The following is a 26,334-nucleotide window of genomic DNA, read 5'->3' on the forward strand; positions in this document are numbered from 1 at the left end:
TCCACCCGGGGTGAAGTCCGGCGTAGGGTCTCTGATGTGACCGACGTGAGCGACGAAGCCCGCACCGACGCCCCCGAGAAGACCCTGCGCATCGGCCCGCCGAAGACCAGCGCCGCCGGTGTGCCCGGCGTCGTCCACGGTCTGGCGGACGTCTTCCAGGAGTCCGGTGTGGGGCGCGGCCTGCGCACGCTCCCCCTGGTCAACCAGCACCGCGGATTCGACTGCCCAGGCTGCGCCTGGCCCGAGCCGGGCAAGCCGCACATCGCGGAGTTCTGCGAGAACGGCGCCAAGGCGGTCGCGGAGGAGTCCACCCGCAAGCGCGCCGACGCCGCGTTCTTCGCCGCGCACCCGATCTCCGAGCTGGCCACCTGGACCGACCACCGGCTCGGCAAGTCCGGGCGCCTCACCGAGCCCATGCTGCGCGAGGAGGGCGCCGACCACTACCGGCCCTTGTCCTGGGACGAGGCCCTCGACCTGGTCGCCACCGAGCTGCGCGGCCTCGACTCACCCGACCAGGCCGCGTTCTACACCTCCGGCCGCACCAGCAACGAGGCGGCGTTCGTCTACCAGCTCCTCGCGCGCAAGCTCGGCACCAACAACCTGCCCGACTGCTCGAACATGTGCCACGAGTCGTCGGGCACCGCGCTGACCGAGACGCTCGGCATCGGCAAGGGCAGCGTCTCGCTGGAGGACATCACCGACCACGCCGACCTGATCGTCGTCGTCGGCCAGAATCCCGGGACCAACCACCCGCGCATGCTCACCGCACTGGAGCAGGCCAAGGACCGCGGGGCGCGGATCGTGGCGATCAACCCCCTGCCCGAGGCCGGGCTGCAGACCTTCAAGAACCCGCAGCGCGTGCGCGGCGTCGTGGGCCAGGGGACCAAGCTCGCCGACCGGTTCCTCCAGGTGCGCCTCGCGGGCGACCTGGCCCTGTTCCAGGCGGTCAACCGCCTGCTCCTGGAGGCGGACGACGACGCACGCACGGCCGGCCACCCGCCGGTCCTCGACCACGACTTCATCGCCGAGCACACCTCGGGGTTCACCGAGGCCGCTGCCGCCTGGCGGGCCCTCTCGTGGGACGACGTCGACGCCGCCACCGGCCTGGACCGTGCGGAGATCGAGGGCTTCGTGAAGGAGGTCCTGGCCGCGAAGAACGTCATCGTGTGCTGGGCGATGGGCCTGACCCAGCACAAGCAGGCGGTGGCCACCATCCGCGAGGTGGTGAGCTTCCTGCTGCTGCGCGGGAACGTCGGCCGGCCGGGCGCGGGCGCCTGCCCGGTGCGCGGGCACAGCAACGTGCAGGGCGACCGCACCATGGGCATCTGGGAGAAGCCCACCGACGCCTTCCTGGACGCGCTCGGCGCGGAGTTCGGCTTCGAGCCGCCGCGGGCCCACGGGTACGACACGGTGGACACCGTTCGCGCCCTGCGCGACGGGCACCTCAAGGTCTTCATGGCGGTGGGCGGCAACTTCGCCGCGGCCACGCCGGACAGCGCGGTCACCGAGGCCGCGCTCCGGGAGGTGCCGCTCACGGTGCACGTCTCGACCAAGCTCAACCGCTCGCACGTGCTGCCCGGCCGGCGCTCCCTGGTCCTGCCGTGCCTCGGCCGCACCGAGCGGGACGTCCAGGCGGGCCGCGAGCAGGTCGTCACCGTCGAGGACTCGATGAGCGTGGTGCACACCTCGCGTGGCCGGCTGCAGCCGGCGTCGGACGCCCTGCGCAGCGAGACCGCGATCCTCTGCGACCTGGCCCGCCGCACGCTCGGGCCGGACGACCCGACGCCGTGGGAGGAGTTCGCGGCCGACTACGCGCGCATCCGCGACTCGATCTCCCGCGTCATCCCGGGCTTCGAGGACTTCGAGCGCCGGGTCGCCGAGCCGGGCGGGTTCGTGCTGCCCCACCCGCCGCGCGACGCGCGCGTGTTCCCGACCCGGACCGGCAAGGCGAACTTCACGGTCAACGAGCTCGACGTGGTCCGGGTGCCGGAGGGCCGCCTGCTGCTGCAGACGGTCCGGTCCCACGACCAGTTCAACACCACCGTCTACGGCCTCGACGACCGGTACCGGGGCGTGCGGAACGGGCGGCGCGTCGTGTTCGTGCACCCGGACGACCTGGCGGCCGGCGGGTTCGCCGACGGTGACACGGTGAACCTGGTCAGCGAGTGGCCGGGCCCGGACGGCGGGACCGACGAGCGCCGGGCCGAGGGCTTCCGCGCCGTCGCCTTCTCGACCGCGCGCGGCTGCGCCGCCGCGTACTTCCCGGAGACCAACGTGCTGGTCCCGCTGGACCACACGGCGGAGGGCAGCAACACCCCGGCCTCGAAGTCGGTGGTCATCCGCCTGGAGGCGGCCGCCGCCTGACCCCCGGCCCCTGGACGACGGCGGCCGTGGTCGCCTTCCTGCAGAAGGTGACCACGGCCGCCGTCGGGCCGCGAACGGCCCCGGGTCAGGTGCGCCGGGTCAGTGGTGGACCGCCTTCTCGGCGCCGGCGCCCGTGAGCGACCGGACCTCCATCTCGGCGTACTTCTCCGGGTGCGAGCGCTCCTTGCTCAGGTACGTGCCGACGATGCCGAGCACGAACGCGAGCGGGATCGTCACGATGCCCGGGTTGTCGAGCGGGAACCAGTGGAAGTCGATCTCCGGGTTGGTGATCATCGACTTGCTGAGCCCGGTGACCGGGTCGGCCGGCTTGCCCGACACGACCGGCGAGAAGATGATCAGCACGACCGTCGAGATCAGGCCGCCGTAGATGCTCCACAGCGCGCCGGACGTGTTGAACCGCTTCCAGAACAGCGAGTAGATGATGGTCGGCAGGTTCGCGGACGCCGCGACGCAGAACGCCAGGGCCACGAGGAACGCGACGTTCTGCCCGTTGGCGAAGATCCCGCCGATGATCGCGATGACGCCGATCACGACCACCGTCCAGCGGGCTACCCGGACCTCGGTGTTCGGCGACACCTGCCCCTTCTTGATGACCGAGGCGTAGATGTCGTGCGAGAAGCTCGCCGCCGCCGTGATCGTCAGGCCGGCCACCACCGCGAGGATGGTCGCGAACGCGACCGCCGCGATGATGCCGAGCAGGATCTCGCCGCCCAGCTCGAACGCGAGCAGCGGTGCCGCCGAGTTCTGCCCGCCCGGCGCCCCGAGGATCGTGTCCGGCCCGACCAGCGCCCCGGCGCCGTACCCGAGCACCAGCGTGAACAGGTAGAAGATGCCGATCAGCCAGATCGCGACGACCACGGACCTGCGGGCCTCCTTGGCCGACGGCACCGTGTAGAAGCGCATCAGCACGTGCGGCAGGCCCGCGGTGCCGAGCACGAGGGCGAGCGCGAGCGACAGGAAGTCGAGCTGGGACAGGGCCGTCGCGCCGTACTGCAGGCCCGGCTCGAGGATCGCCTCGCCGTTCTCGCCGGCCATGTTCACGGCCTCCTGCATGACGGCCGAGAGGTTGAAGCCGAAGAGCGCGAGCACCCAGATCGTCATGGCGCCGGCGCCCAGGATGAGGAGCGCCGCCTTGATGATCTGCACCCACGTGGTGCCCTTCATGCCGCCCACCAGCACGTACAGGATCATCAGCGCGCCGACCACCGCGATCACCACGCCCTGGCCCGCCGTGTCGGTGACGCCGAGCAGGAGCGCGACGAGCCCGCCGGCACCGGCCATCTGGGCCAGCAGGTAGAAGAACACGACGGCCAGCGTGGACAGGGCGGCCGCCATCCGGATCGGCCGCTGCTGCAGCCGGAACGAGAGCACGTCCGCCATCGTGAACTTGCCCGTGTTCCGCAGCAGCTCGGCGACCAGGAGCAGCGCGACCAGCCAGGCCACGAGGAAGCCGATGGAGTACAGGAAGCCGTCGTACCCGTTGACGGCGATGGCGCCCGCGATGCCGAGGAAGCTCGCGGCGGACAGGTAGTCACCGGCGATCGCCGTGCCGTTCTGCGCACCCGTGAAGGTGCGGCCGCCGGCGTAGAAGTCGGTGGCGCTCCGGTTCTGCCGGGAGACCCGGAAGACGATGACGAGGGTGACCACGACGAACGCGGCGAAGATGCCGATGTTGATCCAGGTGTTGCCGACGTTCGTGGCCGCAGCAGCCATGACAGTCTCGGTCCCGTTCACAGCTCGCCCCCCTCGATCTCCTCGCGCAGGGCCTGCGCCCGGGCGTCGAACTTGTTGTTGGCCCACCGCGCGTAGAGCGTGGTGATCACGAACGTGGACACGAACTGCAGCAGGCCGAAGATCAGGCCGACGGTGATGGTCCCGGCCACTCGGATACTCATGAACTCGTTCGCGTACGTGCTCATGAGCGCGTACAGGAAGTACCAGACGAGGAACAGCGCCGTCATCGGGAAGACGAAGTTCCGGAATGCCCTGCGGAGACTCTGGAACTCGTCCGATCTCTCGACGCGTTGGTAATCGGTTTCAGGCCCTGGGGCCTGTACGTCACTCATGACGCCTCCATTGGCTCATGGGGGCGCGCGTTTCTGCCCGCGGCCCGGTGCGTTCTTCGCACCCGCGCCCCAATGTGCCGCACCTCACATGCCGAGGGCAAACAGTTCGGCCGGTGAGTTTACGGACTTGACCAAGTCGTTACACCTTGTGATCCCCGTCGGCCGGCACACGAACCGGCTGGTCAGCGCGATGTCAGCGCCGCACGTACGCCAGGTCCGCGATGGCCCGCCCCGCGCTGTGCGCCTTGCGCTCGAACCCCGTGAGCACGCGCCGCTCGAACCGAGGAGCCGGGCGCCCTGGACCATGCACGTTGGTCAGCTCCTCGTCGGCCTCCATGACCTCGACCATCTGCTCCGCGTACTCGGCCCAGTCGGTCGCCAGACGCAGCGTCCCGCCGGGCCGCAGCACGCGCGCCGCGAGCGCCGCGAACTCCGCGGTGACCAGACGGCGCTTGTGGTGACGCGCCTTGTGCCACGGGTCGGGAAAGAAGACCCAGAGCTCGTCCACCGACCCGGCCGGCAGGGTGGTCGCCAGCAGCTCCGTCGCGTTGGCCTGGACCAGCCGGAGGTTCGGCAGCCCGTCCTGCCCCCGCGCCGCGCCGGCCCGCTCCGCGCGGGCGATCGTGTGCGCCAGTCCCGGCTGGTAGACCTCGACGGCGAGGTAGTCGCGCTCGGGATCGGTGGCGGCGGCCTCGACGACGGCATCCCCCAGGCCCGAGCCGATCTCCACGACCAGCGGGGCCTCGCGCCCGAAGACGGCCCCGGCGTCCAGCACGTACTCGGGGTCCACGGAGGTCCGCGCGATCGCGCGCGGCACGTCGATCAGGTACGCGGCGTGGCGCGCGGCCCACAGCCGCTTCTGCCGGTCCGTGAGCCGCCCGGACCGGCGCACGAACGACACCGGCTTGGTCCGGAACCCGGCGAGGTCGGGCCGGCCGGCGGCGTCGGGCTGGCGCGGAGCGTCGGACTCTGAGGGGACGGGCTGGCTCACGGGAAGAGCCTACGAGGCCGCGGGCGAGCGTTGCGTATGCGCACGGATTCCGGGTTCACCGCGCAGCACGACGGCGGCGCGCGGCAGGCTGGGCCCCATGACCGACCGCAGCCCCTGCTCGCGCGCCGAGCTCGCCGGACGGCGGCTCGTCGTCGACCTGTCCGACGCCGACCGCGCGCGGCTCGCCGCGGCCGAGGCCCGGCGCGGCATCGAGGGCACGGAGCTGGTCCTCGCGTGGATCCGGCGCGGGCTGGCCGACGACGGCTGGGGCGAGCCGGGCGGTCGGCACGATCCGCACGGCCGGACGGCGCGGGACGTGGCCGTCGCCGAGCACGCCGAGGAGATGTTCGGGGACCTGCTCGGCGACCACGACCACTCGGACTGAGCCGGGGACCGGCCGGGCACCCGGGCCGTCACACCCGGCCGACCTCGGCCTCCAGCGCGGCGAGCGCCTCGGCCGGCTCCAGGTCGCCGACCAGGACCCGCAGGGTGAGGCCGTCGGCGAGGGCGAGCAGCCGCCGGGCCTGCTCCAGGGCGGCCGCGTCGCCGCTTCCCCCGCGCACCGCGCGGACCAGCCGCGCGCATTCGTCCTCGGCCCCGCGCCGGGCCTCGGCCAGCACCTGGCGGACGGCGGGATGGCTGATCGACTTGGCCACGTAGGCGTACCAGACGCTGACCCCGATGCGGCTGGCGTCGGTCTGCGGGATCTGCTGGCTCACGACGTGCAGCAGCCGGTCGCGCGGCGCGGCGTCGGCGGTCTCCTGGTAGCCGGCGTAGGCGCGGTCGACGAGGGCGGTGCAGCCCGCCACCACGAGGGCCTCCTTGGTGCCGAAGTAGTGCTGAATCCGCCCCATCGAGACGCCGGCCCGGGTGGCCACGTGGCGCAGGCTCACACCCTCGATGCCGTGCTCGGCGATCACCAGCCAGAGCGCGAGCACGATCTCGGCGCGGCGTTCCTCGTGGTCGACGATCCTCGGCATGCGCCGAGTTTAGCAATGCGATCGCATCGGAACCTGTTACGATGCGATCGTATTGCTAAACGTCACCCGGCCACGGCCGAGCAACCCCCGAGAGGACTCCCATGAGCGACACCCTGACGCGCAAGCGCCGCCGCTGGCCCGTCGTCCTGCTGGCCGTGGTCGCGGCGGTGTCCACCAGCGGCCTGATCCTGCTCATCGCGTCCGGCAGTCCCGGCGTCGGCCACTTCCGCACCCTGGAAGGGCGCCAGGGGTACGAGGACGCCTACGCGGCGGCGATGGCGGGGCTGCCCGAGCCCACCGAGACGCACGACGTCGCCACGAGCTTCGGCACCGTCCGCGCCTACGCGTGGGTCGACGAGCAGCACCCGGACGCCACGCCCGTGGTGCTGCTGCCGGGCCGGGCAAGCGCCGTCCCGATGTGGGGCGACAACCTGCCCGACTACATCGAGCACCGCACCGTGTACGCCTTCGACACCCTTGGCGACACCGGCATGTCGGTGCAGGAGGTCCCGATGACCGGCGTCGCGGACGCCGCCCGCTGGGTGGACGAGGCCATGGCCGGCCTGGGGATCGAGCGCGCCCACCTGGTGGGCCACTCGCAGGGCGGCGGGCTGGCCGCCGCCGTCGCCGTGCGGCACCCGGAGCGCCTGGCCAGCCTCACGCTGCTGGAGCCGATCATGACGCTCGGCATGCTGCCGCTCTCGTCCATCCTCGCCTCCATCCCGCTCTCGCTGCCCTTCGTGCCGGAGTCGTGGCGCGAGGCCGCGCTGAACCAGATCGGCGGCGTCGAGGCCGAGGAGGTCGACCCGGACGACCCGCTGGCGCGCCTCATCGCCCAGGGCACCGAGCACTTCGACGCGTCGTCCATCCCCAACCCCAGCATCCTGACCGACGACGAGCTGCGGGGCCTGCGGATGCCCGTGTACGTCGCGATCGCGAGCGACTCCTCGCTGGCGGGCGGAGCGGCCGCGGCGGAGAAGGCCGAGCTGATCCCGGACGTCCAGGTCAAGACCTGGCCGAACACGACCCACTCACTGCCGATGCAGGTAGCCCCGGCGCTGGACGCGGAACTGGAGACGTTCTGGACGGCGAACCCGTAGCACCAGGAGCCTACGAAGGTCCGCTTCGAGAATGTCATTACGCATGCTCAGACCCCTGAATCCATGCGCAAGGCCGTTCTCGAGGCGGACCTTTCTCGGTTGCCGCGGCTCGGGGAGCTGGAGCGGGGCGGCGTCAGGCCCCCGCCAGCCGCTCCACGACCCACCACAGCGCCACCGCCGCGATCACCGCACACCCCGTGCCGAGCACCCACCACGCCACCCGCGGGGCCCGGACACGCAGCAGCACCAGCAGCGGGAAGACCACCGCGATGATGCCGAGCTGCACGGCCTCGATGCCCACGTTGAACGACAGCAGCGACCACAGGAGCGTCCACGACCACGCGGCGTCGATCCCGAGCGCGCCCGCGAACCCGACGCCGTGCACCAGCCCGAAGACGAACACCACCGGCAGCCGCCAGCGGTCCCAGGCGGTCAGCACCTCGCGCGAGCCGGCCGGCCCGCGCCAGCGCAGGGCATCCCGCACCGGACCCCAGCCCGGCCCGCCCGCTCCGGGCGCCAGGCCGGGCGCCGAGCCGGCCGCCACGCCCGCCGCGAGCGCCTCCCCCCGTCCACGCCAGATCAGGACCAGGTCCACCACGGCCACCACCGCTATCGACGCGGCGATCACCGGCTCGACCACCATCGCGGGCACCGACACCACGCCGAGGGCCGCGAGCAGGAACGTCACGGAGTGCGCCACGGTGAACGCCGTGGCGGTCCAGACCACGTCGCGCAGCCTGCGGGCGCCGATCAGCAGCGCCAGCAGGAACAGCACGTGGTCCAGCCCGAGCAGCAGGTGCTCCCCGCCCAGCACGAAGAACTCCGCGACCTGCTTGAGCAGGCGGTTCTCCCCCGTGGTCAGGGTGGGCGACGCCGCGGTGAGCACCGCCGAGCCGTCCTCGTCGTCGAGCGTGTACCGCACGATCGTCTCGGTGGAGTGCACGAACGACTCCGCGTCCGGGAACAGCGCGCTGGAGACCGCGTGCACCCCCTCCGGCTCGCCCTGGCAAGCGAACGTGTAGGTCAGCGAGGCGTAGGCCCGTTCCCCCCGCTCGACGACGTCGATACCAGAGAGCGCCGGGGCGCACGGCTCGCCGTCGTAGGCGACGGCGAAGCGGTCGGTCACGTACTCGTCGACCACCCGCTCGTGCTTGTCGAGCTGGTCGAGCTGGTCCGCCCGCCCCGTCGCCTCGTAGGCCTCGGCACGCAGCCACGCGGACTTCATGAGCAGGTCGTACTCGAGGTCCAGCACGGCGGCGACGTCCGCCGTCGGCCCGCCGTCGCCGCCGCCGTCCGGCGGCGCAGGGGTCACCTGCGCGTACACGTCGCTCGTGGCGTCGTGCGCCCACGCGGCCTGCCCGACGGCGGGGCTGCTCACCACTGCGAGCAGCCCCGCCAGGGCGAGGATGCGGCGGAGCCTCAACGGCCCGCCGTGGTGAAGTACGCCGGCGAGGCCGTCGCCGTGCCGCCGCCGGAGCTGCGGGCGGTGACGAACCAGGCGTAGGTGCGGCCCGGCTTGAGGCCGGTCCACCGGACCGAGGCGACCTCACCCGAGGCGACCATGTCCCGGCCGATCTCGCGCACCGGGTCGTACAGCACCACCGAGTCCGTGCTGAACGACGTGGTGCGGGAGGTCAGGTCGACCGGCAGCACCATGTTGTCCTCCAGCCCGTTGTACCGCTGGTCCTCGTCGTACTCGGTGGCGCCGAACTCGCCCAGCAGCGGGGAGTAGGTGTCGACGGACATCTCGCCGCGGTCGACGTCGAACTGCAGCATGCGGAAGAAGGACGCGCCGAACTGGAGCCGGTCGGCCGGGTCGTACCCGCCGATCTCGGCGATCCCGAGCTGCCCCGCCGACACCGTGTAGAACTGGTAGTCCGCGAGCAGCTCGACCACGCCGCCCCCGACGTCGCCGACCACGGGCGGGCGCACGTTGGTGCCGACGCCGTGCCGGTGGCCCGCCAGGACGAGGAACACGTTCGGGTTGTCCTTGACCAGCAGGTTGTACAGCAGCGGCCCGTCGGACCCGCCGAAGTTCGCGCCGCGCCCGTCGGGCGAGGTCGACGGCTCCAGGTAGTCGTGGGTCAGCAGCACGCCGTTGCGGTCGGAGTACCGCTCGAAGATCCCGGCCGCCCACTCGGCCTCGTCGCGGGTCACGCCGTAGGACAGACCCACCACCACGAAGTCCAGGCCGCCGGCCGAGAACAGGTCGTAGTGGTTCTCGTTCGAGCCCGGCGTCATCGTGCCGCCGTAGGACGCGTCCGCCCAGCCCTCGGACAGCTCCTCGTACCGCTGCGGGCCGAAGTACCGGTCGTACAGCGCGGGGTCGGTGCCGGACTGGTTGTCGTGGTTGCCCGCGACCACGCCGTTCGGGATGCCGGCGGCGTCGATGCGGCCCTGCGCCTGGGACGCGAACTCGAACTCACCGATGACCTGCTCCTCCAGCTCGGGCGGGAAGGCCCGGATGTTGTTCTCGATGATGTCGCCGGTGTGCGCGACGTACGCGATCTTGCGCTCGTCGGCGTTGTCGACGATCCAGTCCATGACGCCGTTGTAGCCCTGCGCCCACACGGCCCGCTCCTCGGGCGTCTCCTGCTCGACGGCGCCCTCCGACAGGTACTGCGTGTCGGTGTAGTGGACCATCGAGAAGTCGTAGCCGTCCGGGTCGGCGAAGCCGTCCGGGTCGCCCGGGTCGATGTCGTCGGCGAAGGGATCCTCGCCGGTGACCATGGCGTGGACCTTGCCGTCGTCCACGTAGTCCCTGGTCACGGTGCCTTCGAGCACGGTGGCACCCTCGACGGCGCCGCGCGCGGAGGCGACGACGTCCCAGGCGTCGGTGTCCCGGTTCCAGGCCCGCAGGCTGACCACCCGGGTCGGGTCGGCGGTGCCTTCCCAGCGCAGCACGGGCGCCTCGATCCGGCCGCGGACCGGCACGTCGAACCGCTGGTAGGTCACGTCGGCCGACGCCGTCGAGTCCGCCGACCGGCCGTCACCCGGCTCCAGCGCCCGGGTGCTCATGCCCTTCTGGCCTCGCACGTTCAGCGTGGTCGGCACCTCGGCCGACTCGCCCTGCCAGGCCCGGCTCGGCGTGAGGATCTCGGCGGCCGAGAAGCGCGCGGTGACGTCGCCGCCGTCCGGCTCCGCGACCGTCGCCCTGAGCGTCGCGGTGCGCCCGACCCCCGTCGTACCCGACGCCGGTGCGACGTCCGCGGGCACGTCCGGGATCCCGGCACTCACGAAGCCGATCTCGTGCGTCACCTCGTTGCCGAGGCCGTCCGTCGCGGAGACGGCGAGCGTGTGCTCGCCCGCGGAGAGCCCCGGCCCGACCGGGTCGCCGAGGGCGATCGCCGCGCCGTCGAGCGTGAGGTCCGGGCCGTCCACCACGCCGGAGGCGTCGTCGACGACCACCGCGAGCGGCACCGCCGAGGTGAGCCGGTCGCCGTCGGCGGGGGTGGCCGAGACCAGCGCCGGGCCGGTGTTGTCGGTGAACAGCGCGCGCGTGGCGGTCTCGCCGGTGGTGGAGGTCGCGGCGAGCTCGTGCTCGCCGTCGGGCAGCGCCGCCGTGTCGACGTCGACGCGCAGGCCGCGCGCGGGAGCGTCGACGGTGAACGTCACGGTGATCTCGCGCAGCAGCGAGGCGTTGGAGCCACAGGTGCCGTCGCCCATCGCGTAGGAGGGCTTCAGCCCGACGCCGGCCGACGTGCCGACGGCGGGCGTCAGCGCGAGGTTCGAGATCGTGAAGTCGTCGCGGTTGCAGTCGCCGGCGAAGGTGCCGGTCACGACCTTGACGGTGTTCTCGCCGGGGCGCAGCCACTCGTTCGGCACCGCGACGTCGGCGCGCTGGCTCGCGTAGGAGCCGCCCAGCGGCATCTCGATCCCGTTCACGACGAGCAGGTTGGCCGCGTTGCCGTCCACCGCGTTGGAGCCGACGTTGAACGAGAACGCCGCCTCGCCGGTGCCGAGCGTCTCGCTGGCCTCGACCTCCTCGCCGTCGACCGTGAGCTCCGCCGTGGCCCCCTCGCCGTCCGCGGGGCGGGCGCCCGTGACGGTCACGGTGCCGTTGGTGAGCGTGCCGTCGGCCGGTGTGAGGCGCGGCGCGCCCGCCGGCGCGTTGTTCACGCGGACGGTGTGCGCCGTCGTGTCGCCCGCCGCCGTGGTGGCCTCGATCGTGTGCTCGCCGTTGGCCAGGGTCGTGGTGTCGAGGTCGGCACTCAGGCCCGTCGTGCCCTGCGGGTCGCCCTGCACGAAGAACGTCAGCTCCGCGCGCCGCAGCAGGCTGGTGTTGGTGCCGCAGCTCCCGTCGCCGAACGAGTAGGTGTACTCGTTCTCCTCGCCGTCGGCCGTCTCGCCGAGCGGTTCGAGCGTGAAGTCCGAGAGCACGAAGTCGTCGTAGTTGGAGCCGCAGCTCGTCTCGATCGCGCCGACCACCACCTCGACGGTGTTCTCGCCGGTCACGAGCTGCTCGTTGGGGATCTCCAGCTCGACGCGCTCGCTCACGGCGTCGGGCAGGTAGATCGGCTCCGCACCGTTGACCGAGACGTAGCTCCGGTAGCGCGCCTCTGTCGAGTTCGTCCCCACGGTGTAGCCGAGAACCGACGTGCCGAGCGTCGCGGTGGCGCCGGGCACGTCCGCGCCGTCGACGGTCAGGCTCTCGACGTCGTCGCCGGGCGCGACGGGCTCGGCCGCGACCGGGACGGTCCCCTCCAGGAAGGCGCCGTCGGCGGGCGTCAGGACGGGGCCGCTCGGCAACGGGGCGTCCGGCTCGTGCGGCGCCGTCGCCGTCGTGCCGCTCGCGGGGCGGACGGCGTCAGCGGGCGATGCCGACGACGACGTCGCGACCCAGCCCGTCATGGCGAGCGTGGCCGCCGTGACCGCCGCGACGAGGCCGGCCTGCTGCCGGGCCCGCTGTTTCCTGGTGACTGGCCGCATGGCCGCCCTCCCTGTGCTCCGTGGATCGGGCGGCTCCCGGGCGCGCCCGCGGGCCACCGTGGCCCGATCGGGTGAACGGAGCTGGAGCAGCAGGCAACAACCGGACAAACTGTCAGGTCGGCCGCGAAACGGCTGGTCAGAGAGCCGTGGCGAGGGGGTGAAACACGAAGGCCCTCACCGCGGTGAGGGCCTTGCCGTGTTGTGCGCCATCAGGGACTCGAACCCCGAACCCGCTGATTAAGAGTCAGCTGCTCTGCCTATTGAGCTAATGGCGCCTGCGACGGAAAGATTACCAGGGCATCCAGGCTGCGGCCCCACGGATTTTCCGCCTCACGGCGGCCGTCGCCCAGCCCGGTGAGAGGGGGTCTGAGACCGTCGTGCTGGTGCGCCATCAGGGACTCGAACCCCGAACCCGCTGATTAAGAGTCAGCTGCTCTGCCTATTGAGCTAATGGCGCGCAACGGGGAGAAACACTACCAGGACCAGCGGCGTCACCGGTAACCGAACGAGCGGGCCCGGCCTGTGAACTGTGCGACAGCGGAACGCGCCCGGCCGGGCCCTACAGGTAGAGCCCCGTCGCGCCGTCCGCCTCGTCGCTCTCGGCCACGCCGTGCACGTCGCGCTCGCGCAGCAGCACGTAGTCCTTGCCCGCCAGGTCCACCTCCGCGCGGTCCTCCGGGTCGAACAGGACCCGGTCGCCGACGTCGACCTGCCGCACGTGCTCGCCCTTGGCCACGACCTTCGCCCACGCGAGCCGCTTGGGACCGACGGCGGTCGCCGGGATCACCAGGCCGGCCGTCGACTGCCGCTCCGCCGAGTCCGTCTCGGGCTCGACCAGGAGCCGGTCGTGCAGCATGCGGATCGGGAGGGTGCCAGGCTTGGTCACGGCTGGGGTGCTCACAGGACAACGCTACGCGACCTCCGGGCGACGTCGCCCGGTTGTCCACAGGCCCGGGCGCAGGAGGCGCTGAGTGTCCCAGAGGGCGGCTACCGTTACGGGCATGACCACTCGCCTCGAGCCAGGGGACAAGGCTCCCGACTTCACCCTCCCCACCGCCGACGGCGCCACCGTCCGCCTCGCCGACCTGGCGCAGAGCACCGACAAGGGCGTCATCGTCTACTTCTACCCGGCCGCCGCCACGCCGGGCTGCACCAAGGAGGCGTGCGACTTCCGCGACTCGGAGGCGTCGCTCCTGGGCGCGGGCTACGCCGTCGTCGGCATCTCCCCCGACAAGGTCGCCAAGCTGGCGAAGTTCGCGCAGGACGAGGCGCTCACGTTCCCGCTGGCGTCCGACGAGGACCACGCGACGCTGGAGGCGTACGGCGCCTGGGGCGAGAAGCAGAACTACGGCAAGACGTACGTGGGCGTGATCCGCTCCACGGTGGTGGTGAACCCGGACCTGACGGTCGCGGAGTCCTTCTACAACGTCCGGGCGACCGGCCACGTGGCCCGCGTGCGCAAGGTGCTGGGGCTTGACTGAGCCGATGGGCTCCCCGGCCGACCTGCTCGACCTCGACGCCGAGCTCAGCGACACCGAGCTGGCCACGCGCGACCGCGTCCGCGAGTTCGTGGACCGCCGCGTGCGGCCGAACATCGCCCGCTGGTTCGCCGACGCCCACTTCCCGCGTGAGCTCGTCCCGGAGCTCGGCGAGCTCGGGCTGCTCGGCATGCACCTCACGGGCTACGGCTGCGCCGGGCGGTCCGCCGTCGAGTACGGGCTGGCGGTGCAGGAGCTGGAGGCCGGCGACTCCGGCATCCGCACGTTCGTGTCGGTGCAGGGCTCGCTCGCGATGTCGGCGATCCACAAGCACGGCTCAGAGGCCCAGAAGCAACAGTGGCTCCCGCGGATGGCCACGGGTGAGGTGGTCGGCTGCTTCGGGCTCACCGAGCCGGGCGCCGGCTCCGACCCGGCGAGCATGACCACCCGCGCCCGCTTCGAGCCGGGCAGCGAGGGCGGCGACGCCGGCGGCGAGTGGGTCCTGGACGGCGCCAAGCGGTGGATCGGCATGGCCTCGTTCGCCGACGTCGCGATCATCTGGGCCAAGGTGCGCGAACCCCAGGCCGACGGCGGCGAGCGGGACCGCGTGCGCGGGTTCGTCGTGCCCACGTCGACCCTCGGGTTCACCGCCGTGCCCATCGAGCCCAAGCTGTCGATGCGTGCATCGGTGCAGTGCGACATCACGCTCGACGGCGTCCGCGTGCCCGCCGACGCGATCCTCCCGGAGCATCCCGGCCTGGCCGGGCCGTTCGCGTGCCTCGACGAGGCGCGCTACGGCATCGTGTGGGGCGCGGTCGGCGCGGCGCGCGACGCCTTCGAGTCCGCCCTGGCCTACGCGAAGGAGCGGGAGCAGTTCGGCGTACCGATCGCGGGCTTCCAGCTCACGCAGGCCAAGCTCGTCGACATGGCGCTGGAGATCACCAAGGCGCAGCTCATGGCGCTGCGCCTGGGCCGGCTCAAGGACGCCGGGCGCCTGGAGGGGTACATGATCTCCGCCGGCAAGCTGAACAACGCCCGCATCGCCATCGAGGTGTGCCGCCAGGCTCGCACCGTGCTGGGCGGCAACGGCGTCACGCTGGACCACTCGCCGATGCGGCATGCGAACAACCTGGAGTCGGTGCGCACCTACGAGGGCACGGACGAGGTGCACACGCTGGTGCTGGGCCGACACATCACGGGAACCGCCGCCTTTCGCTGACCCGCCCGCCCGCGTGCCCGTAGACTGTGCGCCGCGCGCGAGTGGCGTAATTGGCAGCCGCGCCAGGTTTAGGTCCTGGTGTCTTCGGACGTGGGGGTTCGAGTCCCCCCTCGCGCACCCCCGGTTCTGCCGTGCCGGCCCAGCCGCGTCAGTTCTGCTGCGCCGCGATCTCCTTGCGCACCTCGTCCATGTCGAGGCCGCGTACGGCGTCCACCACCTCGGCGAGGGCCTTCGCGGGCAGCGCGCCCGCCTGGCGGAACACCAGCACGCCGTCGCGGAACGCCATCAGCGTGGGGATGGACGTCACCTGCGCGGCCGACGAGATGCCCGGGTTGGCGTCCGTGTCGATCTTGGCGTGCACGATGTCGGTGTGCTTGTCCGAGGACGCCTCGAAGATGGGGCCGAACATCTTGCACGGCGGGCACCAGGTGGCCCAGAAGTCCACGAGGACTATCCCGTTGTCGTTGACGGTCTTCTCGAACGTGGCGTCGGTGATCTCGACGGTGGCCATGTCACGCTTCCTTTCGTTGGGCGTCTCCCTGGTGAAGCACAGTCACCCACTCCGCTATTCCACGATCGGCGCGGGGTACGGCGTCGGGGAGCCCGAACTGGTAGAACGGACCCGTGACCGAGACTGCCGACTACCCGTCCGACGACTTCTACAGCGAACCCACCCAGGTGTCGGGCTGGCTGACCGACGAGGACCTCGCGGTCGTCCGGGCGCAGCTCCCCCTCGTGTACGTCGACGCGGTGCCGGTGCGGGTCGACGACTCGGGTGACGTGGTCTCCGTCGGGCTGCTCCTGCGGGTCAGCACCCAGGGTGCGATGACGCGGGCCCTGGTCTCGGGCCGCGTCATGTACCACGAGCGGGTCAGGGACGCGCTGCTCCGGCACATCGAGAAGGACCTCGGCCCGGTCGCGCTGCCGCAGGTCCCGCCGTCGCCGCAGCCGTTCACCGTCGCCGAGTACTTCCCGACGCCCGGCATCACGGCGTTCCACGACCCGCGCCAGCACGCGGTGTCGCTCGCGTACGTGGTGCCGGTGACGGGCGACTGCCGGCCGCAGCAGAACGCCCTCGACCTCGCCTGGCTGACCCCGGAGGAGGCCTGCGCCGACGACGTCCAGGCCGAGATGATGAACGGCCAGGGCATGCTGGTCAAGCAGGCCATGGCCCACGTGGGCCGGCTGCCCTGACTCGCCGGGTCAGCCCGCCGGCGTCAGGTCCAGGACCGGCCAGTCCTCCAGGTCCGACCGCATCCGCCGGTCGTGCGTCGCGACCACCACGGCGCACGGCGTGACCTGCAGCGCGCGCGTCAGCTCGTCGACGAGGTCGATCGACAGGTGGTTCGTCGGCTCGTCGAGCAGCAGCAGGTGCGGCGCATGCAGCAGCGCCCGCGCCAACTCGAACCGCCGCCGCTGCCCCGCGGACAGCTCGGCTAGCGGCCGCTCCAGGTCCTCCTCACTGAGCAGGCCCAGCCCCGCGACGGGCACCACGTGGTCCGGGTCCAGCTCGCCGGACGCGAGCAGCCGCAGCGCCTCGTCGGCGTAGGTCTCGAACCCGGTCCGCAGGCGCGCCTCCCCGGTGATGGGCGCGCTCTCCTGGCCGACGACGCCGATGCGCGCCCCCTGCACCACCGAACGGCTCCCCCGGTCCAGTTCCAGGGTGCCCGCCAGCACCGCGAGCAGCGTCGACTTGCCGGTCCCGTTCGGCCCCACCACGAGCAGTCTGCCCGACGGCGGGATCGCCACCCGCGTGCCCGGCAGGTCCAGCCGGAGGCCGCCGTCGTCGCGCCCACTGCCGGGGCCGCCGTCGGCCCCTGTGCCCACGCGGGGCGACCGCACGTCCACCACAGGGTGGCTCGGATCCCAGCCCGGCGACATCGCCGGGAGGTCCGGGAACCCCAGCTCGACCGGCGGGACGGGTACCTCGATGGCCTCGGCCTCGAGCTTCTGGACGAGCCGGTCCGCGGCCTTCACATGAATGCGGGCGCGGGTCGCGCGGCGGTGCTTCTGCGAGCCCTTGGCCGGGCGCCACTCGTCGGAGAGCCCCTCGTAGGACTCGTCCAGCCGCTCGGCGAGCGCCGCCGCCCGCTTGCGCTCGGCCCGGTAGCGCTGCCGCCAGCGGTGCAGCGCCTGGTTCTTCGCGAACCGGTAGGCCAGGTAGCCCGGCTGCCCGTAGAGCACGGGCTTGCCGTCCCACGACGGGTCGAGGTCGAGGATGGCGGTGGCGACGTCGTCGAGCAGCTCGCGGTCGTGGGTCACGAGCACGACCGCGCCGCGCCACGCGACAAGCTCGCCGGTGAGGTACTCGATGGCGGAGTCGTCGAGGTGGTTGGTGGGCTCGTCGAGCAGGAGCAGGTCGGCGCGCTCCGCCAGCCGGCATGCGAGGCGCACGCGGAACCGCTCCCCCACGCTGAGCTGGTCGAGCCGGCGCCCGGGGTCGCGCGGGGCGCCGAGCCGCGTGAGGGCCACCTCGACGCGCCGGTCGGCGTCCCAGACGGCCAGGTGCTCGGCGAGCGAGAGAGTGCGTTCGAGCACCGCCAGGTCGCCCGAGCTGTGGTCGAACGCCGCGGCGGCCGCCTCCAGCTCGGCGGCGGCGGTCCGCAGGCCGTCGAGCGTCCCGGCGACCAGGTCGCCGATGGTCTGGCCCGGCGCGGGGTGCAGCTCCTGCTCGACCAGCGCGACCGTCCCCTGCCGCCGCACCTCGCCCGACTTGGGCAGCAGGTCGCCCGCCAGCAGGTGCAGCAGCGTGGACTTGCCCGACCCGTTCTCGCCGACGACGCCGAGCCGCCCGCCGTCGGACACCGTGAAGCTCACCCCGTCCATGACGGGCCGCCCGGGGTAGGCGAAACCGAGATCCTGGGCGACGAGGTGCATTCACCCAGCCTACGGGGGACCAGGGCGAGCCCGAAGCCGGCTGCCCCGGCGACGGCCCGGCCCGGGAACCCCGGGCCGGGCCGCTTCACCGCGTCAGAGCGCGGCCGCCGAGTTGTACAGCGTCCGGGCGACGTCGCCCAGGTAGGGACCGAACATGTAGTTGCGCATGCTGCCGCCCCGGTACTTGAAGGAGTTCACCGAGTTGAGCGTGCCCACGCCGGTGGACTCGGAGTAGTTCACGAACCACGGGCCGCCGGACGAGCCGCCCGTCAGGTTGCAGTCCAGGCCCTGGTCCATGCTGCCGCCGAAGGTGTCCTGCACGGCGGTGCCGTGGCACCACGCGATGTCCGAGCCGTCGTACGGGTTCGCCGCCGGGTAGCCGAACGAGTACATGTACTGGCCGCGGGCCAGGTTGAAGCCGATGGACTGCCCGCCGACGACGTCGGTCAGGTGCGCCCCGTTCAGCGTGTTCAGCACGGCGAAGGCCACGTCGTAGTCGAAGTCGCCGCTGTCTGCCACTGCGTCGTGGTGGTGAGCTGCCGGGCCGTGAACGTGCCGTAGGGCCGCGCGCCGTCGTCGTAGGCCGGCACGAACGCCCAGTTGGTGGCGTAGGCGCCGGGACCCTCGTTGACGCAGTGGCCCGCCGTGAGCACGACGTCCTTGTTCCCGGAGGTCACGGCGCTGCCCGAGCAGACGTAGTTGACGCCGCCGAGCGTGAAGAACACCTTGCCGGTCGTGTCCACGACCTCGCCGCCACCCGTGTAGTAGCCGCCCACGAAGGCGGCGGACGGCGCGGGCTTGGCCTGCGCCTGCGGGACGACGGTCGGCGCGCCTGCCGCGACCGCGTCACCGGCCGACGCCTTGCTCCTGGCCGCCACCAGGACGTCGGCGGGCACGGCGTCGCGCATCCGCTGCGGGGTCCAGTACTCGGTCACCCGGTCCTGCGCGGCCCGGGTGGTCGCCGCGCTGTGCACCGCGACGTGGCTGACGCCCTCGTCGGCCTGCGCCGGCGCGACGACCGCGACGGCCACGCTGCCGCCGAGCGTCAGGGCCGCCAGCCCGCCCAGAAGGGTGCGGGAGAGGTTGCTTCGCATGCTGCCTCCTTGATCACGCTGGCCGCCGGGTTGGCGGCCAGCGTGATCCTGCGGCCTGGATGATTCGACCGCAAGAGGCACATATGTCCGGGATGTAAATTTTCTCCAGCGCTCGGCGATCCAGGATCCAGGGCAACCGGCACCCGGCGTCGACGGCGGGCGGACTACCCTCGACGCGTGAGCACCACCGCCCCCGCCGCCCGGACCGCCCCGGTCTGGCCCGCCGCCCTGGCCGACACCGTCGCCGTCCTCGCCTTCACCCTCATCGGCATCGCCTCGCACGACGGGTCGCTGATCGCCGCCTTCGGCCGCGTGGTGTGGCCGTTCGCGCTGGCCGCCGCGATCGGCTGGGCGTGGACCCGCGCGTGGCACGACCCGGCCCGCGTCTGGCCGACCGGCGTCATGATCTGGTTCACCACCGTGCTCGGCGGCCTGGTGCTGCGCGGCGTCTCCGGCCAGGGCCTGGCGTGGTCGTTCGCGCTGGTCACGGCCCTGTTCCTCGCGATGACGATGCTCGGCTGGCGCGGCCTGATCGCGGCGCTGCGCCGCGCGCAGGGGCGCGCCGCGTCAAGCTGACGCAGCCTGCTCGGTTGACCATGCGTTTGCTGCCAGAACGAGGTCCGTTCTGGCAGCAACCGCATGGTCATCACCCCGTGACAGCGATCAGGGCTGGAGCGCCTCGATGACCAGCGGGGTGAGAGCCCGGAACGCCTTGCCGCGGTGGGAGATCGCGTTCTTCTCGTCCGGCGAGAGCTCGGCGGCGGTCCTCCGGCCGGCCGTCCCGGCCGCCGCGTCGCCGGGCGCGACGGGCGCGGCCGGCGGGGCGTCGTCCGGGATCAGGATCGGGTCGTAACCGAACCCGTTGGTCCCCCGCGGCGCCGTCGCCAGCACGCCGCGCATCTCGCCGGTCCGCACCTCCTCGCGCCCGTCAGGTGTGACCAGCGCGGCCGCACACACGAACCCGGCCTGGCGGTGCTCGGGGCGCACGTCGCCGAGCTGGCCGAGCAGCAGCTCGAGGTTCGCGAGGTCGTCGCCGTGCTTGCCCGCCCAGCGGGCCGAGAAGATGCCGGGCGCACCGCCCAGCACGTCGACGGCGAGCCCCGAGTCGTCGGCGACGGCGGGCAGCCCCGTCGCCGCGCACACGGCCCGCGCCTTGATGAGCGCGTTCTCGGCGAACGTCACGCCGTCCTCCACGGGCTCCGGCGCGCCGACCTCGCCCGAGGTGACCAGGGCGCCGTCGGCCAGGTCGAGGCCGGCCGCGGCGAGGATCGCCCGCAGCTCCCCCACCTTCTTGCGGTTGTGCGTCGCGAGGACGATCCGGGCGGCGGGCGGCACGATCAGGGAAGCCATGTCCCCGATCATGCCAGCCGCCGCCCGGCGTCGAGCACCACGCGGGCCGTCCGGCCCGCGGTGTGCCTCAAGCCCGCGTACCCGCGAGCGCAGGCTCCGGCTCCCCGACGACGGCGGTACCGGTGGCGGCGGTACCGGTGACGCCGGCGCCGACAGCCGGCTCCTCGCCCACCCCCGGCTCCTCGCCCGCCGCGCCCTCCCGGTAGTGCCGGCTCATCGTCCGGTACTGCCGGCTGGCCAGCGCCACCGCCGTCAGCCCAAGGCCCAGCACCGCCAGCAGCATGAGCACCAGCGCGATCCCCCGGGCGGGCCCGGTGCCGAACCAGGCCCCGATCAGAGCCGCGCCGGCGCCGTCGGTCATGAACGGCTGGAACACGAACTCGGTCAGCGGGCTGATGAGGAACGCCGTCAGCGGCGCCGCCACCATCTCGACGCTGTGCGCGAACCCGAGCACCCGCCCCTGCCGCTCGTACGGCACGACCTTCTGCAGCACGGTCTGCTCGGACGCCTCGGCGAACGGCATGACGAACAGGTACACCGCGAAGCCGGCGACGAGCAGCACGGCGCTGTGCTGGATCGGCAGCAGGAACGTGGCCGCCCACATGATCAGGTTGACCACGAGCAGCGTCCGCAACGGGTTGCGCCCGACGCCGCGCTTCGCGACGACCAGCCCGCCCAGGATCATGAACACGCTGATCCCGCCCCAGGCGAACCCCCAGGCCTGGACCGACATCAGCGACAGCCCATACGGGTCGGCCAGCGCCATCAGGCCGCCGCCCAGCAGGTTGTTCAGCAGCGTGAACCCGATCAGCGCCCACATCCCCGGGATCTGGCTCACGATCCGCAGGGTCCCGCGCAGGTCGACCTTCTTGGGCTCGCCGGTCGCCGCGGCCTCGGCCAGCGATTCCGGTACCGGCAGGCGGTGCAGGTGCACGACGGCGGCGGCCAGCACGACCACGGCGACGACCAGCACGCCGAACATCCCGCTGGAGGCGACCAGCAGCCCGCTGATCACGGACGTCACGAGGTGAGAGATGCCCGACGTCGTGCCGACGAGGCCGTTGGCCCGGTCACGGCGCGACTCGTCGAACAGCGCGGTGACGACGGTGGTCATCGCGATACCCCGCACGTTGCCCGCCATCACACCGGCCATCACGAGCAGCACGAGTGCCCAGAGCTGGAAGCTCGCCGGGTCGGTCCACACCGCCGCCGGCGTGGCCAGGTACAGCCCGAGCGCCGCCGCGTAGAACGCCAGCGACACGGCCGCCGATGCCTGCATCACGGTCTTCTTGCGGTGATGGTCGACCAGCGACCCGAACCACACGCCGGTCGAGACCATCGCGATCAGAAAGATGCCGGAGATCACGCCGGCCGCGAAGACCGATCCCGTCTCCAGGTACACCCAGAACGTGACCGCGAACCAGACGGTGAAGTTGACCACCGATGCCAGGCTCACGTTCACCAGGAGGTGCGCGAAGGTGCGTACCTCGGGGTCCTGCATGCGCAGCTTCGCCACGCCGTCCGACGCCGTCTGCGTCTGGTTCGTGCTCATCGCCAGCTCCTCGAACTCAGGGGTCCTTGAAGACCCTCGACGAATTCACTACGATCTTCGTAGTGATCATGAAGGGCTGACGGGGCGGGTCACGGAGAATCATCGGTCCGGCACCGACGAGTTTTTACGGGCCGGGAACGTCGGCCGGGAAGGAGGCCACCATGAAGCGCTCGAACGGCAAGTCCACCTGCCCGGTGAACTTCGGCCTGGAGGCCTTCGGCGACCAGTGGTCGATGCTCGTGGTGCGTGACGTCGTGTACTTCGGCAAGCACACGTTCAACGAGTTCCTCGCCTCCGACGAGGCCATCTCGCCGAGCGTGCTGTCCGCCCGCCTCGACGCGCTGACGGGCGCCGGGATCCTGCGCCGGTCCCCCGACCCGACCGACCGGCGCCGCGTGCGCTACGACCTCACCGAGCGCGGCCTGGCACTGATCCCGGTCATGGTCGAGATCGCCGAGTGGGGCGCGACGCACGACCCGGAGACGGGTGCGCCGGCGGACTGGATCGCCCTGGTCCGGGAGAACAAGCGGGAGATGCTGCGCCGCTACACCGACACGGTCCGCCGGGGCGGCAGCGTGTTCGTCGGCGAGGACAGCGTGCTGGCCCAGGTGCAGTCGCTGGGCGCCGCCTGACGGCTCAGAGCTCCCGCGCGAGCGCGTCCTGCTGGATCTTGGCCAGCTCGGCCGTACCGCCCACCGCGAGGTCGAGCAGCGCGTCGAGCTCGGCGCGGTCGAACGGCGCGTGCTCGGCGGTGCCCTGCACCTCGATGAACTTCCCGCCGCCGGTGACCACCACGTTCATGTCGGTCTCCGCGCGCACGTCCTCGACGTAGGGCAGGTCGAGCATCGGGGTGCCGTCGATGATGCCCACCGACACGGCGGAGACCGAGTCCGCGAGCACCTGCTTGCCACCCTTGATGTACCCGTGCCTGCGCCCCCACGCGATCGCGTCGGCGAGCGCCACGTAGGCGCCGGTGACCGAGGCGGTGCGGGTCCCGCCGTCGGCCTGGAGCACGTCGCAGTCCAGCACTATCGAGTTCTCGCCGAGCGCGCTCATGTCCACCACGGCGCGCAGCGAACGGCCGATCAGGCGGGAGATCTCGTGCGTGCGGCCGCCGATCTTGCCCTTCACCGACTCGCGCTGGCTGCGCTCGTTGGTGGCGCGCGGCAGCATCGCGTACTCGGCGGTGACCCAGCCCTCGCCCGAGCCCTTGCGCCAGCGCGGCACGCCCTCGGTGAACGACGCGACGCACAGCACACGCGTGCGCCCGAACTCCACGAGCACCGACCCCTCGGCCTCGTCGAGCCATCCCCTGGTGAGCTGCACGGGGCGGAGCTGGTCGGTGGCGCGCCCGTCGGCGCGGACGATCTCGTGAGTGCTGGTCATGCGACAACCCTAACGACGCCGACGGCCCGCGCGGGTCAGAGCTCGTAGACCTTGCCCGGCTCCGCGACGTCGACCGGGCCGGCGAACGTCCCGCGCGCCTCCGCCACGGAGTCCGCGGGATCGTTCCACACCGGCAGGTGCGTGAGCAGCAGGCGCCGGGCCCCCGCCTCGGTCGCCACCTGCCCGGCGCGATGCCCCGTCAGGTGGATGCCGCGCTCGACGACGTCGTCGCGCCCCTCCAGGAACGCGGCCTCGCTGAGCAGCAGGTCGGCGTCGCGCGCCAGCTCGACGACGGACGCGCACGCGTCCGTGTCGCCCGTGTACGCCAGCGTCGCGCTCCCGCCGGACGACGACGGGCCGGTCACCCGCACTCCGTGGGTCTCGACGGCATGGAACATCGGGTACGGCTCGATGGTCATCGGCCCCACCCGGACCGACGGGTGCTCGGTCCAGGACCGGAAGTCGAAGTCGTTGTCCATGGACTCGCCCTCGCTCAGCCCGTAGGCCCGTGCGACGTGCCGCGCGGCGTTCGACGGCCCGTAGATGGGCAGGGGCGCGCGCCGGCGCCCGGTGGCGCGCAGCGACCCGCGGTGGGGGTGGTACCGCAGGTAGACGTACAGGCCGGCGAGGTCGGCGCAGTGGTCGGGGTGCAGGTGCGAGATGGACACGGCGTCGAGCGTCATCGGGTCCAGGTGCCGCTGCAGCGCGCCGAACGCGCCGTTGCCGAGGTCGAGCAGCACGTTCCAGTCGCGCGCCTGGTGGCCGGCGGCCGCCGCCTCCGCGGCAGGCACCTGCACCAGGTACGACGACGCGGGCGTCTCGGGGCCCGGGAACGAACCGGAGACCCCGAGCGGGACGAGGCGCATCAGACGGCCTCCACGAGGGACACCTCAGGGCCGAGGAACCGGCTGGCGAGCTGCCCGAACGGGGCAGGGTCACCCGTGGTGAGGAACCGGTGCACGGGCGCGCCGACGTCGGGCGTGCGCTCCAGGTCGTGCTCCACGAGCGTGCGGTAGACGTCCTTCGCCGTCTCGTCGGCGCTGGAGACCAGCGTGACCTCCTCGCCCATCACGTAGGAGATGGCCCCGGCGAGCAGCGGGTAGTGCGTGCAGCCGAGCACGAGCGTGTCGACGCCGGCCGCCTTGACCGGGTCGAGGTACTCGTGCGCGAACTTCTGCACCTCGGGCCCCGACGTCCGGCCCTCCTCGACGAACCGCACGAACTCCGGGCAGGCCTGGCTCGTGATCGTCAGGCCGGGCGTGACGTGGAACGCGTCGTCGTAGGCGCGCGACTGGATGGTCGTACGGGTGCCGATCACGCCGATCCGCCCGGAGCGGGTGGCCGTGACGGCTGCCCGCGCCGCGGGCAGGATCACCTCGACCACGGGGATGCCGTGGCGCTGCGTGTACCGCTCCCGTGCATCGCGGTACATCGCCGACGACGCCGTGTTGCACGCGATGACCAGCATCTTCACGCCGTCGGCCACGAGCCGGTCCATGGCGTCGAGCGCCATGGCGCGCACCGCCGCGATCGGCTTGGGGCCGTACGGGCTGTTCACGGTGTCGCCGAGGTACCGGACCTGCTCGTTGGGAAGCTGGTCCAGGATGGCGCGCGCGACCGTGAGGCCGCCGAGTCCGGAGTCGAAGATGCCGATGGGCGCGTCGTTCACGGGTGAAGCCTAACGACGACATGTTGCCCGAACTGTTACCCGTGAGCCGTGCCACGCGTGACGCGTACCACGTTCGGGCAGGTCAGGCGGGCTGTCAGGCGCCCATGGTCGACGGAGCGCCCGGTGGGCGCCGTCCGCGCAGCTCCGCGAGCATCACGTCCATCAGGGTCTCCTGCGCGTAGCCCGCTGCGACGAACACCCCGGACCAGAACCGCCGGGCCGCGCGGCCGTCGGTGGCCACGGGGATCTCGCGGCCGGCCTGCCGGTCCCACATGATCTCGTCGGTGAGCTGCGTGACCTGGTCGTCCGTCTTCAGGCCGAGCCGCTCGGCGATCACCAGCCGGACGTCGGTGAGCGCCCCGGCGAACTGCTCCGCCTCCTCGCGCGGCACCCGCACCGGCGGGGGCGCCCCGTGCCTGCCCAGCGTCGACGGCGCGTCGTCGCCCGTCGGCAGGTCGAGCAGCGTCGCGAACGCCTCGAGCCGCTCCACCTTCGCCTGGGCCACGTCGTTCTGCGTGAGCCGGCGGAACTCCGCGGCGATGTCCGTGTCGTCCTTGCTCGCGTCCGGCAGGAGCCGCTGCGCCGCCGGGTCCGTCGGGACGCGCCCGACGCCCGTGACCCCCGTCAGCCGCGCCAGGTCGGCGTCGGTCAGCTCGTCCGGGGCGAGCAGCCCGTTGGCCCACGCCTGGCCCTTGCCCGGTCCGGGGTGCGCAGAGGGCCCCGGCTCGCCGCCGCCGTCGACCAGGTCCAGGCCCGCCTCCTCGCGGAGCATCTCGGAGACGTCGCGCGCCACCCGGGCCAGGACGACCCGCTCCACCGGCTCGAACCTGGCCTCGTAACCCCGCCGCATGGCGCGGAACGGCGTCATGCGACTCCCCGCGCGCCCGACTCCTGCAGCGTGGCCCACAGCCCGAACCCGTGCATCGCCTGCACGTCCACCTCCATGCGTTCCCGGCCGCCGCTGGACACCACCGCGCGGCCGTTCTTGTGCACCTGCGTCATGAGCCGTTCCGCCTTGGCGCGCGGGTACCCGAAGTAGCTCTCGAACACGTAGGTCACGTACGACATCAGGTTCACCGGGTCGTTCCAGACGATCGTCACCCATGGGTCGGCGACCCCCGAGGCGGCGGCCGCCTCAGTGTCCTCCTCGACGGCCGTCCCGGCTGACCCCATGGGTGTGAGCAGCGGCGGTGGGGAAGAAGTCACGGTCTCACTCTAGGCGGTTTCGTCCCTCGGCTGGACACCCTGGTCAGAGATT

The 26,334-nt window shown here is 72.3% G+C and carries 26 protein-coding genes and 3 tRNA genes; 9 read left to right on the forward strand and 20 right to left on the reverse strand.

Features of this window, described 5'->3' with window-relative positions; translation table 11 throughout:
• Positions 1-36 precede the first annotated feature (36 nt).
• Positions 37-2,364: an FdhF/YdeP family oxidoreductase gene (locus AC0QU1_RS18815; RefSeq protein ID WP_483571497.1), complete on the forward strand. Its 2,328-nt coding sequence runs from the start codon at positions 37-39 to the stop codon at positions 2,362-2,364.
• Between the two features lie 99 nt (positions 2,365-2,463).
• Here AC0QU1_RS18815 and AC0QU1_RS18820 read toward each other — a convergent pair whose 3' ends face one another.
• The 3 genes from AC0QU1_RS18820 to trmB form a co-directional block, all read right to left on the reverse strand.
• Positions 2,464-4,098, reverse strand: a complete 1,635-nt coding sequence (locus tag AC0QU1_RS18820) for a solute symporter family protein (RefSeq protein WP_483571498.1) — start codon at positions 4,096-4,098, stop codon at positions 2,464-2,466.
• Positions 4,099-4,115: 17 nt separating this feature from the next.
• Complete coding sequence (locus tag AC0QU1_RS18825) at positions 4,116-4,451, reverse strand: DUF485 domain-containing protein (RefSeq protein WP_483571499.1); 336 nt, start codon at positions 4,449-4,451, stop codon at positions 4,116-4,118.
• 193 nt (positions 4,452-4,644) lie between these two features.
• Positions 4,645-5,442 (reverse strand): tRNA (guanosine(46)-N7)-methyltransferase TrmB, encoded by a 798-nt coding sequence (gene trmB, locus AC0QU1_RS18830; RefSeq protein ID WP_483571500.1) that lies wholly within the window; start codon positions 5,440-5,442, stop codon positions 4,645-4,647.
• Positions 5,443-5,539: 97 nt separating this feature from the next.
• Here trmB and AC0QU1_RS18835 point away from each other — a divergent pair, with 97 nt between their 5' ends.
• On the forward strand, positions 5,540-5,827 hold the full coding sequence (locus AC0QU1_RS18835) for a hypothetical protein (protein WP_483571501.1): 288 nt from the start codon (positions 5,540-5,542) through the stop codon (positions 5,825-5,827).
• A gap of 28 nt (positions 5,828-5,855) precedes the next feature.
• On the opposite strand, the gene AC0QU1_RS18840 is transcribed toward AC0QU1_RS18835, so the two are convergent.
• A complete protein-coding gene (locus tag AC0QU1_RS18840; protein ID WP_483571502.1) occupies positions 5,856-6,422 on the reverse strand; it encodes a TetR/AcrR family transcriptional regulator in 567 nt (188 codons plus the stop codon).
• A gap of 101 nt (positions 6,423-6,523) precedes the next feature.
• On the opposite strand from AC0QU1_RS18840, the gene AC0QU1_RS18845 reads away from it, so the two are divergent.
• The gene (locus tag AC0QU1_RS18845; protein ID WP_483571503.1) at positions 6,524-7,522 is read left to right on the forward strand and encodes an alpha/beta fold hydrolase; all 999 of its coding nucleotides are present in this window, start codon (positions 6,524-6,526) and stop codon (positions 7,520-7,522) included.
• A gap of 133 nt (positions 7,523-7,655) precedes the next feature.
• Here AC0QU1_RS18845 and AC0QU1_RS18850 read toward each other — a convergent pair whose 3' ends face one another.
• The 5 genes from AC0QU1_RS18850 to AC0QU1_RS18870 all read right to left on the reverse strand — a co-directional run bounded on the left by AC0QU1_RS18850 (position 7,656) and on the right by AC0QU1_RS18870 (position 13,307).
• Entirely contained in the window at positions 7,656-8,945 is a 1,290-nt protein-coding gene (locus tag AC0QU1_RS18850; protein ID WP_483571504.1) for a HupE/UreJ family protein, read from the reverse strand.
• Entirely contained in the window at positions 8,942-12,451 is a 3,510-nt protein-coding gene (locus AC0QU1_RS18855; RefSeq protein ID WP_483571506.1) for a metallophosphoesterase, read from the reverse strand. The genes AC0QU1_RS18850 and AC0QU1_RS18855 overlap by 4 nt, the downstream gene beginning before the upstream one ends.
• A 202-nt stretch (positions 12,452-12,653) precedes the next feature.
• Positions 12,654-12,726, reverse strand: a tRNA-Lys gene (locus AC0QU1_RS18860).
• A 106-nt stretch (positions 12,727-12,832) separates the two neighbouring features.
• Positions 12,833-12,908 (reverse strand) — tRNA-Lys (locus AC0QU1_RS18865).
• A gap of 102 nt (positions 12,909-13,010) precedes the next feature.
• On the reverse strand, positions 13,011-13,307 hold the full coding sequence (locus AC0QU1_RS18870) for a GroES family chaperonin (RefSeq protein WP_483576739.1): 297 nt from the start codon (positions 13,305-13,307) through the stop codon (positions 13,011-13,013).
• A gap of 145 nt (positions 13,308-13,452) precedes the next feature.
• Here AC0QU1_RS18870 and bcp point away from each other — a divergent pair, with 145 nt between their 5' ends.
• The 3 genes from bcp to AC0QU1_RS18885 all read left to right on the forward strand — a co-directional run bounded on the left by bcp (position 13,453) and on the right by AC0QU1_RS18885 (position 15,265).
• Positions 13,453-13,932, forward strand: coding sequence for a thioredoxin-dependent thiol peroxidase (bcp, locus tag AC0QU1_RS18875; RefSeq protein WP_483571507.1), 480 nt, complete (start codon positions 13,453-13,455; stop codon positions 13,930-13,932).
• Positions 13,933-13,936: 4 nt separating this feature from the next.
• Positions 13,937-15,148: an acyl-CoA dehydrogenase family protein gene (locus AC0QU1_RS18880; protein WP_483576741.1), complete on the forward strand. Its 1,212-nt coding sequence runs from the start codon at positions 13,937-13,939 to the stop codon at positions 15,146-15,148.
• A 35-nt stretch (positions 15,149-15,183) separates the two neighbouring features.
• Positions 15,184-15,265, forward strand: a tRNA-Leu gene (locus AC0QU1_RS18885).
• Between the two features lie 31 nt (positions 15,266-15,296).
• Here the strand turns inward: AC0QU1_RS18885 and trxA are convergent.
• On the reverse strand, positions 15,297-15,659 hold the full coding sequence (gene trxA, locus AC0QU1_RS18890; protein WP_483571508.1) for a thioredoxin: 363 nt from the start codon (positions 15,657-15,659) through the stop codon (positions 15,297-15,299).
• 113 nt (positions 15,660-15,772) lie between these two features.
• On the opposite strand from trxA, the gene AC0QU1_RS18895 reads away from it, so the two are divergent.
• On the forward strand, positions 15,773-16,342 hold the full coding sequence (locus tag AC0QU1_RS18895; RefSeq protein ID WP_483571509.1) for an NUDIX hydrolase family protein: 570 nt from the start codon (positions 15,773-15,775) through the stop codon (positions 16,340-16,342).
• A 9-nt stretch (positions 16,343-16,351) separates the two neighbouring features.
• On the opposite strand, the gene AC0QU1_RS18900 is transcribed toward AC0QU1_RS18895, so the two are convergent.
• From AC0QU1_RS18900 to AC0QU1_RS18910, 3 genes are all read right to left on the reverse strand, one after another.
• Positions 16,352-18,025: an ATP-binding cassette domain-containing protein gene (locus AC0QU1_RS18900; protein WP_483571510.1), complete on the reverse strand. Its 1,674-nt coding sequence runs from the start codon at positions 18,023-18,025 to the stop codon at positions 16,352-16,354.
• A 93-nt stretch (positions 18,026-18,118) separates the two neighbouring features.
• Positions 18,119-18,544, reverse strand: coding sequence for a trypsin-like serine peptidase (locus AC0QU1_RS18905; RefSeq protein WP_483571512.1), 426 nt, complete (start codon positions 18,542-18,544; stop codon positions 18,119-18,121).
• Positions 18,496-19,119 carry a trypsin-like serine peptidase gene (locus tag AC0QU1_RS18910; protein ID WP_483571513.1) on the reverse strand — a complete coding sequence of 208 codons (624 nt, stop codon included), beginning with the start codon at positions 19,117-19,119 and terminating at the stop codon, positions 18,496-18,498. Before AC0QU1_RS18910 ends, AC0QU1_RS18905 begins: the two co-directional genes overlap by 49 nt.
• Positions 19,120-19,296: 177 nt before the next feature.
• Here AC0QU1_RS18910 and AC0QU1_RS18915 point away from each other — a divergent pair, with 177 nt between their 5' ends.
• Positions 19,297-19,695 carry a DUF3054 domain-containing protein gene (locus AC0QU1_RS18915; RefSeq protein WP_483571514.1) on the forward strand — a complete coding sequence of 133 codons (399 nt, stop codon included), beginning with the start codon at positions 19,297-19,299 and terminating at the stop codon, positions 19,693-19,695.
• A gap of 87 nt (positions 19,696-19,782) precedes the next feature.
• On the opposite strand, the gene AC0QU1_RS18920 is transcribed toward AC0QU1_RS18915, so the two are convergent.
• Positions 19,783-20,469: a non-canonical purine NTP pyrophosphatase gene (locus AC0QU1_RS18920; protein WP_483571515.1), complete on the reverse strand. Its 687-nt coding sequence runs from the start codon at positions 20,467-20,469 to the stop codon at positions 19,783-19,785.
• 67 nt (positions 20,470-20,536) lie between these two features.
• Positions 20,537-22,021, reverse strand: coding sequence for an MFS transporter (locus AC0QU1_RS18925; RefSeq protein ID WP_483571516.1), 1,485 nt, complete (start codon positions 22,019-22,021; stop codon positions 20,537-20,539).
• 161 nt (positions 22,022-22,182) lie between these two features.
• Between AC0QU1_RS18925 and AC0QU1_RS18930 the strand changes: the two genes are divergently transcribed.
• The gene (locus AC0QU1_RS18930) at positions 22,183-22,653 is read left to right on the forward strand and encodes a winged helix-turn-helix transcriptional regulator (RefSeq protein ID WP_483571517.1); all 471 of its coding nucleotides are present in this window, start codon (positions 22,183-22,185) and stop codon (positions 22,651-22,653) included.
• Positions 22,654-22,657: 4 nt separating this feature from the next.
• Here AC0QU1_RS18930 and rph read toward each other — a convergent pair whose 3' ends face one another.
• The 5 genes from rph to clpS all read right to left on the reverse strand — a co-directional run bounded on the left by rph (position 22,658) and on the right by clpS (position 26,249).
• Positions 22,658-23,407 carry a ribonuclease PH gene (gene rph / locus AC0QU1_RS18935; protein ID WP_483571518.1) on the reverse strand — a complete coding sequence of 250 codons (750 nt, stop codon included), beginning with the start codon at positions 23,405-23,407 and terminating at the stop codon, positions 22,658-22,660.
• Between the two features lie 35 nt (positions 23,408-23,442).
• The gene (locus AC0QU1_RS18940) at positions 23,443-24,273 is read right to left on the reverse strand and encodes an MBL fold metallo-hydrolase (protein WP_483571519.1); all 831 of its coding nucleotides are present in this window, start codon (positions 24,271-24,273) and stop codon (positions 23,443-23,445) included.
• The gene (gene murI, locus AC0QU1_RS18945) at positions 24,273-25,076 is read right to left on the reverse strand and encodes a glutamate racemase (RefSeq protein WP_483571520.1); all 804 of its coding nucleotides are present in this window, start codon (positions 25,074-25,076) and stop codon (positions 24,273-24,275) included. Before murI ends, AC0QU1_RS18940 begins: the two co-directional genes overlap by 1 nt.
• 94 nt (positions 25,077-25,170) lie before the next feature.
• The gene (locus AC0QU1_RS18950; protein WP_483571521.1) at positions 25,171-25,944 is read right to left on the reverse strand and encodes a DUF2017 family protein; all 774 of its coding nucleotides are present in this window, start codon (positions 25,942-25,944) and stop codon (positions 25,171-25,173) included.
• Positions 25,941-26,249, reverse strand: a complete 309-nt coding sequence (gene clpS, locus AC0QU1_RS18955) for an ATP-dependent Clp protease adapter ClpS (protein WP_483576742.1) — start codon at positions 26,247-26,249, stop codon at positions 25,941-25,943. Before clpS ends, AC0QU1_RS18950 begins: the two co-directional genes overlap by 4 nt.
• Positions 26,250-26,334 lie beyond the last annotated feature (85 nt).

This window comes from Promicromonospora noduliphila, assembly GCF_056951025.1.